This is a genomic window from Exiguobacterium sp. GL_137 (assembly GCF_057834585.1).
Window position 1 is genome coordinate 1,700,841 of record NZ_CM174406.1, and the last position, 12,496, is coordinate 1,713,336.

General features: G+C 46.9%; 13 protein-coding genes and 1 tRNA gene. All 14 read right to left on the bottom strand.

Annotation, left to right across the window (positions count from 1 at the left end):
* Nucleotides 1-160 precede the first annotated feature (160 nt).
* The 14 genes from AC3IRK_RS09085 to AC3IRK_RS09150 all read right to left on the bottom strand — a co-directional run bounded on the left by AC3IRK_RS09085 (nt 161) and on the right by AC3IRK_RS09150 (nt 12,494).
* Nucleotides 161-244 (bottom strand) — tRNA-Leu (locus tag AC3IRK_RS09085).
* A 63-nt stretch (nt 245-307) separates the two neighbouring features.
* Nucleotides 308-1,252, bottom strand: coding sequence for an alpha/beta hydrolase (locus AC3IRK_RS09090; protein ID WP_131503647.1), 945 nt, complete (start codon nt 1,250-1,252; stop codon nt 308-310).
* Between the two features lie 22 nt (nt 1,253-1,274).
* A complete protein-coding gene (locus tag AC3IRK_RS09095) occupies nt 1,275-1,616 on the bottom strand; it encodes a hypothetical protein (protein WP_131503646.1) in 342 nt (113 codons plus the stop codon).
* Nucleotides 1,617-1,636: 20 nt separating this feature from the next.
* Nucleotides 1,637-2,653, bottom strand: coding sequence for a S66 family peptidase (locus tag AC3IRK_RS09100; RefSeq protein WP_214854361.1), 1,017 nt, complete (start codon nt 2,651-2,653; stop codon nt 1,637-1,639).
* A gap of 30 nt (nt 2,654-2,683) precedes the next feature.
* Nucleotides 2,684-3,025, bottom strand: coding sequence for a thioredoxin family protein (locus AC3IRK_RS09105; RefSeq protein WP_188004458.1), 342 nt, complete (start codon nt 3,023-3,025; stop codon nt 2,684-2,686).
* 164 nt (nt 3,026-3,189) lie between these two features.
* On the bottom strand, nt 3,190-3,558 hold the full coding sequence (locus tag AC3IRK_RS09110) for a DUF779 domain-containing protein (RefSeq protein WP_131972573.1): 369 nt from the start codon (nt 3,556-3,558) through the stop codon (nt 3,190-3,192).
* A gap of 21 nt (nt 3,559-3,579) precedes the next feature.
* Nucleotides 3,580-5,100: an aldehyde dehydrogenase gene (gene adh / locus AC3IRK_RS09115; RefSeq protein WP_489169894.1), complete on the bottom strand. Its 1,521-nt coding sequence runs from the start codon at nt 5,098-5,100 to the stop codon at nt 3,580-3,582.
* Nucleotides 5,101-5,306: 206 nt separating this feature from the next.
* Nucleotides 5,307-5,828, bottom strand: a complete 522-nt coding sequence (locus tag AC3IRK_RS09120) for a TraR/DksA C4-type zinc finger protein (RefSeq protein WP_131972571.1) — start codon at nt 5,826-5,828, stop codon at nt 5,307-5,309.
* Nucleotides 5,829-5,913: 85 nt separating this feature from the next.
* Nucleotides 5,914-6,711 carry a hypothetical protein gene (locus tag AC3IRK_RS09125; protein WP_188004460.1) on the bottom strand — a complete coding sequence of 266 codons (798 nt, stop codon included), beginning with the start codon at nt 6,709-6,711 and terminating at the stop codon, nt 5,914-5,916.
* Nucleotides 6,712-6,962: 251 nt separating this feature from the next.
* Entirely contained in the window at nt 6,963-8,108 is a 1,146-nt protein-coding gene (locus AC3IRK_RS09130) for a mannitol-1-phosphate 5-dehydrogenase (protein ID WP_489169895.1), read from the bottom strand.
* Between the two features lie 3 nt (nt 8,109-8,111).
* Nucleotides 8,112-8,549: a PTS mannitol transporter subunit IIA gene (locus AC3IRK_RS09135; protein WP_255508447.1), complete on the bottom strand. Its 438-nt coding sequence runs from the start codon at nt 8,547-8,549 to the stop codon at nt 8,112-8,114.
* Between the two features lie 24 nt (nt 8,550-8,573).
* Nucleotides 8,574-10,007, bottom strand: coding sequence for a PTS mannitol transporter subunit IIBC (locus AC3IRK_RS09140; RefSeq protein ID WP_131972568.1), 1,434 nt, complete (start codon nt 10,005-10,007; stop codon nt 8,574-8,576).
* A 167-nt stretch (nt 10,008-10,174) separates the two neighbouring features.
* Nucleotides 10,175-12,211 (bottom strand): BglG family transcription antiterminator, encoded by a 2,037-nt coding sequence (locus AC3IRK_RS09145; RefSeq protein ID WP_489169896.1) that lies wholly within the window; start codon nt 12,209-12,211, stop codon nt 10,175-10,177.
* Nucleotides 12,204-12,494, bottom strand: coding sequence for a PTS sugar transporter subunit IIB (locus tag AC3IRK_RS09150; RefSeq protein ID WP_489169897.1), 291 nt, complete (start codon nt 12,492-12,494; stop codon nt 12,204-12,206). The genes AC3IRK_RS09145 and AC3IRK_RS09150 overlap by 8 nt, the downstream gene beginning before the upstream one ends.
* Nucleotides 12,495-12,496: the final 2 nt, after the last annotated feature.

Here is a 12,496-nt window from a genome sequence, read left to right on the forward strand (position 1 = left end):
TTCTCCCTTGTAATTTCCTTAAAATCTTTTCCTTAACACATATTTTATCAGAAAAATTCAAATTTTACGAACAAACTTGTTAAGGACATGAATCAAAAATTTTTATAAAAAAAATAGAAGCCCACTTCTTACGAAGAGTACTCCTATTTTCACTTAAAAATGCCGCCGAGAGGACTTGAACCTCCACGGTGTTGCCACCACTAGATTCTGAGTCTAGCGCGTCTACCAGTTCCGCCACGACGACTTCTATTTATGTTATTAGAATACTAAATAGTGTTTTTGATGTCAACGATTTCACGCATTTTTTTTACACGCGTTCCATTGGTTCGCCTAAAATCCGACGGACAAATGTTTCGACGACCGCATCATAAGTGTCCGGATCTTCAAAGTACGCCATCGCGTGGGCAGCATTCGGAATGACTACCAATTCTTTTTCTGTCGGACAGGCTTGATACAATTCATAGACCATCGAGGTTGGAACAAACGTATCCGCTCCACCGTGTAAAAACAGAATTGGCACCGTCGCCCGCTTCACTTGTTTAAGTGCAGACGCTTCACTGAAAAAATAACCTGCTTTCATTTTCGTCAAAATGCTTGTCATCGTCAAAAATGGAAAATGGGGCAGACGGTACATCCGTTTCATTTGATAGGCAAGGACGGCATTGACCGACGTGTAGGCACAATCGGAGATAATTCCTTTGATTTGCGGCGGCAAAACTTCACCACTTGTCATCAGAACGGTCGCTCCCCCCATTGAGACACCATGTAAGAAAATCGCACTTTCTTGTCCAAGACGGGCCACCAGGTACTCGGTCCACCGAAGACAATCTTCACGGTCATGCCAACCAAATCCGATATAGTTCCCGTCACTTTTTCCGTGTCCTCGGTTGTCCGGCATCATGACATGGAAACCGGCTTGATGATACAGATACGCAAATCCGGCTAAGTCTGTTCCGACTCCACCGTATCCGTGAACTAAAATGACGACCCGATTCGATGGAACAAGCGGCGGTAAGTAATGCCCGCGTAAGGTTAATCCATCATGCGCCTTTACTTCAATCAGCTCCAGCGGCTGTTCTTTGATCCACGTTTGACCCGGTTGCATCAGACGGACCATCTCGTCACTCAAATCACGGTTGTTGGATAAAAAGGGTTTCGGATTGGTCGCAATCGCCATTTCATAAAAGTAATAACTCGCCGCGAGCATCCCTGAACCGATTACACCTAAGCCGATTTTTGTTCGTGTTCGCATTGCTTCCACTCCTCATCTGCTCTTATAAATCAATTTGTAATTGTGCCGAAGACTCGGCATCTTCTTCTTGTAAAATTTGTTGCCGCAGACGATGTTCGTGTTGTGCCTTTCGGTAAGCAAATTCCTGAACTAATTCTTGTCCTGTGAAACCTTCGTCGACGATGTCCGACAGCAAATCCGTTTCCGTCGTGACGATTTCCTGTGGATTGCGGATAATCAACACTTGACCGACCTGCGCCAACATCAGTTCATCTTTTAACTGTAATGCATCATAAAATGGTTCAGGTAAGGTCATCCGACGTGTTTCCGGATTGATGTGTATCCGTTTATACGCTGCTAACGATTGAAACTTCCGACTCGCCATATCTGTCCTCCTCTTCTAGATCACTGAAACGTCATGTCTAATCTAGAATCTTTTCCTTGAATCGTGATGGTTGCCGATGCTCCGTTGACGAGTGTCATTTGCGGCGGTTGATGTCCGATGTCGAGATCGTAAAACACCGGGATATTCAACAGTCTTTTAAACGTTTCATAGACATCTAGGATCGTATAATCTTCGATCGTCCGACCACCTGCCGTTCGTCCGAACACGATTCCAGATGTCCGCTCGAACCAACCCGCGAGATACATCTGCATCAGTGAACGGTGAACGTCAGTAGCGCTCGCTTCCGACACTTCGAAATACCAAAGAATCGGTTCTTCGTTAATCTGGTTTTCCTGAAATGCTGCTACGTCTCCATACGGCGTTCCGATGAGATGACGAATCGTCTCAAGACACCCGCCAAGCAACCGCCCGGATACCTGTTTTTGTGTCGGATCCAGCGTTTTCCACTCTGTCGTTGCATCAAGATGATACATATAACGTTCTGGTCGTTCTGAATGGTTCCATTTGGTTTGATACAGATCAGACGTCCACTGAGTGACGGTCCCTCCGGCAGGCGTCGCCAGCACTCGCCGCCAGGCTGTCGTCGTTTCATCCCATTCTTCGCTGCGCATGTCTACAAAATTCGGTCCATGTGCTGTCGCGATGCCTGTCTTGACTGTGATGGCAAACAGGAGCGTACTGATATCCGAGTACCCAAGCAACCATTTTACCGGGATTCGTTCGAAATCCAAAAACGGTAATACATCAATCGCCCGTTCTCCTCCAAAAGGTGGAAGGATTGCATCGATTTCCGGATTTTTCAGCATCTCATTCAGTTCATCCGCTCGTGTTTGAGCCGGAGCGCTTTCCGCCTGATGTTGCGTCCAAACCGTTTGTCCGATTGTGACTGCCATTTGCCGATCCTGGAGACGCAACGTTGCTTCCTCGAGCATTGAATGTAAGTTTTCCGGCACTCCGGAAGACGGAGCTGTCACACCGATTGTTTGGCCGGTCCAGCCTAAAAAGGGATAGCGCATGATTGTTTCCTCCTGACGATGTTGGATTTTTCAGTTCATCGAAGCCACTAATCGGCTGAGTTGTTCGACTTTCCGGGTAAACGGTTCGATTGGAACGATTCGTGCTTCCCGGTGAAGTTCTTTTCCTTGAACAAAAAACAACAAAGAAGGCGCGGTAAACACCGAAAATTCTCCGACAATTTCCGGGACGGTAACCAAGTCAACATGTCCAGACCGAAATTCGGGATGATTTGCCAAAATCGGTTCGATTTGTGGAAACAACGAGGCACAAACGCCACAGCCCGGACTGGAAATATAAATGAAACTTGCCGATTCTTGAAGATAAAAGTCCCTTACGTCTTCAATTGACGTCAATTCTTGAAATGTTGCCATGTTTCGCCCTCCTCTTTTTGTAAAATATCTTTTAATTATAACGTGACGCCGCCTATAAATAAAACGTGACCTCTCATTCAGGTTTTTACGCCCAAAAAAACACCTTCGTCTCGAATCTTTAAGGATGATTCCTTAAAGATTCGAGCGAGGTGTTATTTATCGAATTACGATTTGGTAGATGCCGTGAGTTCTGCATATTCTTCAGTCGTAAAAGCACGAGAACGTGTCAAAAATCGTTTGCCCTCGACACCTTCCAAAGAAAACATTCCGCCTCGACCATTGACGACATCAATGATCAATTGTGTATGTTTCCAATATTCATACTGATCCTCATGAATATAAAACGGACAACCACCGATTGTGCCGATCAATAAATCCTGATCCCCTAAAAATAAATCCCCTTCCGCAAAACACATCGGGGAACTGCCGTCGCAACAGCCACCCGATTGGTGAAACATCAACGGTCCGTGTTTCGCTTTCAGCCGTTCAATCAATTCCAAGCCGGCATCGGTCGCAAGTACACGTTCGACCATGTCGCCACATCCTTTCTTCGATTAGAAGAAACCAAGTTTATCCGGGCTGTAACTGACGAGAAGGTTTTTTGTCCGTTGGTAATGGTTGAGCATCATTTTATGGTTTTCACGACCGATTCCTGACATTTTATAGCCACCGAACGCGGCGTGTGCCGGGTACTGGTGGTAACAGTTTGTCCAGACCCGTCCAGCTTCGATCGCCCGTCCGAAGCGGTATGCGCGGTTCATATCGCGTGTCCAGACGCCTGCACCTAAACCGTACAGTGTGTCATTGGCGATTTGCAACGCTTCTTCTTCTGTTTTAAACGTTGTGACCGATAGGACAGGACCAAAAATCTCTTCTTGGAAAATCCGCATTTTGTTATGTCCTTTGAAAATTGTCGGCTGAATGTAATAACCATCCGCCAAGTCGCCGTCAAGATGGTTCCGTTCGCCGCCAATCAGGCATTCGGCCCCTTCCGATTTTCCGATTTCAAGATACGAGAGGATTTTTTCCATTTGTTCACTCGACGCCTGGGCACCCATCATGACGTCAGCATCAAGCGGATTGCCGAGTTTGATTGCTTTGACCCGCTCCAGTACACGCTCCATGAATGGTTCGTAGATCGATTCTTCAATCAAGGCACGCGATGGACATGTACAGACTTCGCCTTGGTTCAAGGCAAACATCAATAATCCTTCAATCACTTTATCGAAGAAGGCATCATCGGCATCCATGATGTCGGCAAAGAAAATGTTTGGTGATTTCCCACCGAGCTCGAGTGTGACCGGAATGATGTTTTGCGAAGCATACTGCATGATGAGCCGTCCTGTCGTCGTTTCACCCGTGAAAGCAATTTTTGCGATCCGTTTGCTCGACGCGAGCGGTTTTCCGGCTTCAAGCCCAAAACCGTTGACGATATTCAAGACACCCGGAGGTAATAAATCTTCAATCAGTTCCGTCAGTAACAGAATACTTGCCGGTGTTTGTTCCGCCGGTTTCAAGACGACACAGTTTCCTGCCGCGAGTGCCGGTGCCAGTTTCCAGACAGCCATTAAAATCGGGAAGTTCCACGGAATGATTTGACCGACGACTCCAAGCGGCTCATGGAAATGATAGGCGACCGTATCGTTGTCGAGTTCCCCGATTGAACCTTCTTGCGCCCGGATGACCCCTGCAAAGTACCGGAAATGATCGATGGCGAGCGGAAGGTCGGCATTCAGTGTCTCGCGTACAGCTTTTCCGTTTTCAAGCGTTTCCGCATAGGCGAGCATCTCAAGATTTTCTTCCATCCGATTCGCAATTTTATTTAAAATGTTTGACCGTTCTGCGACTGACGTCTTGCCCCAGGCATCTTTTGCCGCATGTGCTGCATCAAGTGCCAGCTCGACATCTTCTTTCCCTGAACGGGCTACTTGACATAACACTTTCCCGGTAATCGGCGTCACGTTATCAAAATATTCTCCACCGACCGGTGCCGTCCACTTGCCATTAATGAAATTTTCATAACGATCCTTGTACTGTACCTTCGACCCTTGCGTGTTTGGAATCTCATAAATCATCTGATTGTTCCTCCCTCAAATAAAATGGTCAAACGACGAGAAGGTATCTCATGTATGCGCTTTCATTTTACCCCTATCGAAATGTCTTCTCGTTTCTATCGTACCAAATGTTTGATAAAAGTCAAAATTTTCCGATATTTTTTATCCAGAAATTTTTATAAAAAAACACGTCCTCCTAAAACGGGTGGACGTGTTGCTCGTTTAATTTAGCGTGTCGGGTCAATACCATCCTCTTTGTCAGAAGGTGTGTCTGAGTTGCCGAACTCACCGACCTTACTGAATCCGTCGGTTGCCCCGTCGATATCTTTTCCGGTTGCCGTGACGGACGGATCAAGAACCGCTTCTTCACTCGGACGGGATGCCGGATCGTTCCCGACTTTTTCTTCTTCTTTTTTAGCGTCTTCAATACATAACAACGTTTCCGGAATGATATCAAGACGTTCGATTTCGATGTCTTTTCCACAGACTTTACAGACGCCGTACGTGCCATCTTCAATCGCTTTCAACGCTAGATCGACGTCCGATAACATCTCTTCCTGCATGTCCGTCATCGCTTGATCCCGTTCCCGTAAAAAGAGTTCGTCTCCTGAATCGCCCGGATGGTTATCGTAGCTCGACAGTTCCCCGGTATCGTAATCGACTTCACGATTTTCGATATTGGTCTCCGTTTTATCTTTTTCCTTTAACAAACGTGTTTTGAATGTCTCGATTTGCTTTTCTGATAACATATCCTTCATCTCCAATTCTTTAGCTTCAGCTTCTTCTCTAAAGGATTTAACCGAAATGAAACCATGTTAAACGTCAAAGACCCTCTCAAGAACATTTATACGAGCGGATCGAACCGTGTAAATCACAGATGACCGTCATGAATTCTTGACCGTCCTTAAAGCAGATTTGATGGCTTCTGCCGTTTTTGGAAGTCGTAATGTCATCAATCCATAGCCGCGTGGCGTCAGCAGACGATAACATCGCCACTTTATCACGAATCAAAAACAGATCAAATGGTAACAGATTTAAGGACTGGATGACTAAGCCGTATTTCCGGAACAGCGGATCTAGTTGATAATGCGATAAACTGTATAAACTTTTTTCCATCCCGCCGATTAACAATTGAATCGAGTGACACGGTTCCCGGCTGTCGATCCGCTCTTTTTGTAAAATGATTTGACCGTTGACACCAGATCCGTCGAAGACACGCTGCATTTTCTCTTGATCGACACGGAGTGCTCCCGGTTTAACATGCAAAACCAAATGAGCAAATTCGGCATAGTCCGGTTTTCCGATTTCAAGCGCTTGAATATGTCTCACTTCTTCTCGTTCAATCAATTCGATCAGTCCGCGTTCCACCTTGTCCGACACGTCTAATTCAGAAAAAAGACGGACATCGATCACGTATTGGTCAACGACGGTGTTGACTTCGAGTGTATACATCAAGTGCTGGTTCTGTTCCTGATCGAGTGTCAGACGATTTAACAGCAGTTGATGAAGCAGTTCAACCGGTGTATGCGATGAAAATTGACTTGTATAAATCAAGTGTTTGGCTGTCAAAGAATGATTGGTTTTTAATCGTGCGCCTTTTACCATATATACGTTCACTTTATAATTTTGCATAATGCCACCTTCTCTTAACTAAGAATCGGATCGGAGAATAGTTCCGTTTCTATAGCGTACATCGCAATAACCACAAAAAATATTCGATAACGAATATTCTAAATCTGTTATACACAAGACTATTGATTTATGTTAGAGATTTGGAAATTTCAACAGCATCTCGATGTTTACAGTGTTTGGCTACAATTTTCATGTCTTTATATAAAAAAACCAGTCTCCGCAAAAACGAGACTGGTTGAAAGTAAGCTCTATCACGCAATCGAATCACTCATCGGATGCATCTGTTCGTATTGACTGACAATCAATTGACTGAGACGTTCTTCAGCCTCCAGACCAAGATAGGTCGTGACCGTCTGGCGAATCCCATGTTCTTCGATGAACGTATTTAATTCAGAAGATTCTGAATCATTTGGATCGGAATAGGTTAAGGCGGCTGCAATCCCTAAGGCTAATCCATTCGCTTCGATTCCGCGATCCATTAATTCCCGGGCCGGTTTGACCAGGCGGTCGCGTGGTCCGAGTTTACGAATCGGCGAACGGGCGACGCGGACGATTTCATCATGAATCCGCGGATTTTCAAATCGTTTAATATTTTTCTGGATGTACGCACTGTGATCTTTTGGATCAAAGCCGTATTTTTCAAGCAACAGCCAACCGGTCTCATACAAAGCGGTCTGGACACCGCGTCGGACACGGACGTCCTGCAGACTTTCAGCAATCGTCTCTTTTCCAAATAACGCACCGAGGTATGAGGCAATCGCGTGTCCGGTGTTAACGGTGAATAACTTTCGTTCGATGAATGGTGTAATGTCCGTGACGTACGTTACCCCTTCAAACGTCGGATACCCGTCCGGTAAGTCTTTCGTCTCAATGACCCATTCGAAAAACGGTTCGACTTCGACATATAACGGATCTTCATGATGTTGTAATGGAACGATCCGGTCGACGGCGGCATTTGGGAAAAAGACGCCCGGCGGCATCGTACCCAGATGTTGCATCACTTCTTGCTGCAAGTGACTGGATCCCTCAATCATGTTTTCACACGCGATGACATATACGTTTTTCATTGTCGTCCGCCGTTTGATTCCCTCTGCCAGTAACGGCGCGATTCTTGCGAGCAACGTTGGACCGACTGCCGTCGTCACAACATCAGCTGTAGCGATTGCTTCCATCACCTGCTCGGCTTCGGTTTGACTATTCAAGGCAGTCACGTTGGATACCTCCTCTGCCGCCGCTTCTTCTGCCGCATAGCCAACCGTATATGCCCGGCGCGACTTCAATGCTTCGACGACTTCGGCGTTGACGTCAATGAAACAGACGTCATAACCGGATTTAACCAATTGTAAGCCGATGAATCCCCGACCGATGTTTCCTGCTCCAAAATGAACGGCTTTCATGCCTTACACCTCCACAGTTAACAATTGAATGATGTCTTCCGCCGTCTGCGCCTTAACCAACCGTTCGACATTCTCTTCGTCTGAACAGATGATGGCAATATGCGACAGCAGTTCCAAATGTTCGTCGCCGATTCCCGCGATACCGATAATCAGCTTCGCCTGTTCCGCTCCGAACGGGACACCGTTCGGAACTTGCAGAATCGATAATCCCGTTTTCAGGACTTCGCCTTTCGACTCTTCCGTACCATGGGGAATCGCGACGTGGTTTCCGATATAGACCGTCGATAAGCGGTGACGGGTTTTCATCGATTCGATATAGTTCGGACGGACATACCCGTGATTAACAAGTAATTCTCCTGCTGCTTCAATCGCTTCCTCGTCTGAACTAAAGTGTTGATTCAGTAACACCATCTCTTTTTCTAATTTCATCGCTGTTGCCATCATGCATTCACTCCTGTCTATTTTTTAAGAAATTTTATTTCGTGCTGTTTCAATTTCATGAACCAGTTGATCATAGTATCCGGCATTCAAGAAGTTTTCGACGGACCGGTGTTCGGCTTGCGGTACTTGTTCCTTCGCCCGTTGCGTCAAATCCTGGTGCGTAATGATGAACTCTGCGTCTTTCGGGAGTTGACTGATTGACGTGTTCGTCACTTTAATCGGCAATCCGGCTTTATTGATTTTGTTACGTAAGACGGATGCTCCCATCGCACTTGACCCCATTCCGGCATCGCAGGCAAAAATGATATGTTCAACTTCTGCTAACGAAGTTGCCGATTCTGCCGAGACGAGCGATGAAGCGATCGAATTTTTGCCTTTCATCGCGCTGACATTGGCCGTCGCTTCTTCAAGTGATGTTTCTTTTGCTTTACTCGTTTTGAGTAAGACCGCCGAGACGACGAACGTTACCGATGCGGAAATCAAGATGCCGGCAACGAGGCCAACGTATGAACCGCGGGACGCCATCGCAAGGACAGCAATGATACTTCCGGGTGAAGCGGGTGCGACAAGACCGACATCAAATAAGACGAATGTCAGGATACCGCTCATTCCTCCGGCAATCATCGCGAGCAAGAGAACGGGTTTCATCAACACATACGGGAAGTAAATTTCATGAATCCCGCCGATAAATTGGATGAAGGCCGCCCCTGGAGCCGTCTTTTTCGCTGCGCCGGAACCGAAGATTGAATATGCGAGTAACAAACCGAGACCGGGACCCGGATTCGCTTCAAGTAAAAACAGAACTGATTTTCCAGCTTCACTGACTTGATCCAAGCCGAGTGGACTTAAAATCCCGTGGTTAATCGCATTGTTGAGGAACAAAATTTTAGCCGGTTCGATGAACAGACTGGCGAGCGGTAACAGGTGTGCACTAACAATTGCTCCGACTGCCGCTGCCATGATGTCATCCAGTCCTGTCATTAATGGACCAAACAGTTTAAATCCACCGATCATCAGCAAACCGCCGATAATTCCGACTGAGAAGTTGTTGACGAGCATCTCAAGACCCGGTTTGACTTTTCCTTCAATCAATTGATCAAATTTCTTGATGGTGAATCCCCCGAGTGGTCCCATGACCATTGCGCCGAGGAACATCGGAATGTCTGTTCCGACGATAACCCCCATCGTCGCCAGTGCTCCGACGACTCCTCCCCGGACATCATGCATGAGCTTCCCGCCGGTAAAACCAATCAGTAGCGGTAACAGATACGTGATCGTCGGACCGACTAATTCTGCCAGACTTTTATTCGGTGCCCATCCGGTCGGAATGAATAACGCTGTAATGATCCCCCAGGCGATGAACGCACCGATGTTCGGCATGACCATTCCGCTGAGGAAACTTCCGAACCGTTGAACCTGGACACGCAATCCGCGTTTTCCTGCTTGTGTTGTTGTCATTGGTGTACCCTCCATTTCATGCATCGTATGATAAGTGCTTTGCTATGCCCTTATTGTATGCGCTTTGGAAACGCTTACTCAATCTTTCCTAGTTCACGTTTTGGCAACCTTCTTGGACAAGACTAAAAGAACCATCCGCATCAACGAATGGTTCTCCTGATTTGCCGTCACAATGAAAAATCAAGCGGTTGCTCGACCGTCTGCAGTTCCCGTTCAATGACTTTTCGGAACGTCCGGTTCAAGATCTGCCGAAGCTGATGGACATCTCCGTATTCAAACTGATGGGTTTGCACATCATTTTCGATGATGGCACCACTAATCGAACTGAGCAGTTGCAACAGCTGATCCGTCGCTTCTTCCGGTGCAGCCAGAACTAAAATCCGTTCGACCGGTTGAATCGCTTGATCCATCCCGAGCAGCTCAATCGGTTGTTCGAGCTCATAGATAAAAAATCCCCCCCGGTGAATCGAATCGTCGCGACCGTGAAACAATGCCAGGCGTGTACCAGGAATCCCGAGTCCGGACATCTCGTGCCGGCGTAACAACTGCGTTGACAACTGAACGGCCGATGAAGTGACATTTTTATCGACCAGTCCGTTGCTGATTTCAAGAAGGATTTCTTCCAATCCTTCCGTTTGTGCGGAAATCGTTTCGATGGAAAAGGCGTCACTTAATTGACGGGCCGTCTTAACCAATTCTTCCAATCTGGATAAATCCAGCCAGCCGGATGTTTCCTGTCGAGGAGCGGCTTGGAAGGATTTAGGTAAGGAAACGAGCAACTTCCGGATTCGTTCAACCTCTTCTTTGGGCAATAACGGGTTGACGAGCAGATGAGGTTGACTGATATCCGGTAACGGCACCGTCGATAACACAAAGTCATAATCCTTCAACTGTAGACGTCCGATGCCAAAGAGCGACGAACTTTCAACCTGCTCCAATTCCGTAAATTCCTGTCGCAACCGGTTCATCAATAATTTGGATGATCCCAGTCCCGCCGAACAGACGACCAGGACACGGTACGGGATTTTCGGCAATGGTTTACTCAAAACGGCACCAAAGTGCATCACCCAAAATGCCAAATCATAATCTGCAAACGTTTGATCGTTGAAGACGAATTCAGCTGCTTGTTTGACGGCATCAAACAGACGCGGATACTCCCGTTCAATTTGTTTGATGACATAGGACGGATTGACGATGTTTTGTTTCGTGTATGACATGATGTGGCTGACTAAACCGTGTTCGAGTGCCCGGTCTTCCATAAAAGCTTCCCCGTACAATAAGGAGACTTGTTCGATGAGTCGTTTAACACGCAGTCGAATGACCAATTCTTCACCGGTCTCCAGCTGATCTTGTTGGAAATTCCGTAATTCCTCAGAAATCCATTGCCGCTCGGCAATCGATAAAGGATACGGCAACCGTTGCTGCAGCGTATCGACGTGATGCAGCACTTCGAGCGGATACGCTTTCAGTTCGTAGACCATCGGGAACCGGTCCATCCGGATTGCTTGTACCGCTAAACTCAGTGCCGCCCGCATCAGGAGACGGTCACTGATATCCTGTTGTTTCGTCAAAGGAACGATGACGGCATACGATTGGTTAATTGCTTCAATCCACTCCCTTTGGTGGATTTGAAGTAAATGAGGCAGTTGATCGACGTGCCCCTGAAGAAATCGGTAAAAGGACAAGACATCCCATTGGGTGAAAATCAAGGATACCAGCAAGCGGCGTTTGTCGATTTCTTCACCGATGACTTCCGCCCCTAATCCTTTTTTACGTTTTAACTCCAGCGCATACTGACAAAACCATTCATCAACCTGTTCTAAATCTTGACTGATCGTACTTGGCGCGATGTACATGGCATGTGCCAAAGCCTGCAGTTTGATCATTCCTTCTTCTTGTAAGAGCCGATACGCAAGCTCGACTTGCCGATCTTCCGCCGATGGTAACTGCCGATGCGATAACAACAATGCTTCACGGAGTTCCCGTTTGTGTCCCTCATCGCCACTCAACTGTAAGCCCCTTCCCCGGATGTAACTCATTTCTAACTGAAACGGCGCTACCGTTTGTCCAAGCCGCTCGCGTTCCCGTTGAATCGTCCGCTCCGAAGTTTCGAGTGCTTCTGCGATTTCCTGAATCTGAACCGGTTCTGATTTCGTCAGTAAATAAAATAGGATTTCCCGCTCGCGGGCCGTAAAATCAATCACGTTGCATCAACTCGTTTCTAATGGTCTTAATTAAATCATCATAGGACGCCGCTGCCAACAGATGATCGACGGCAAATACCTTGCACGTGGAATCGACCGGTAAATCGGATACGATTTTCCGGGGACCGATTAGAAACGTGGTCTCTGTCGGGATTTCTTTCGCCCGGCATGTCTCGACTGTTACGTGAAGGTGCTCTTTTTGTAATCGATTCCGCAACACTTTGGCTCCCATGACACTGCTGACCAGTCCCGAGTCGCAGACAAAGATAATAGTAATGGCCATCC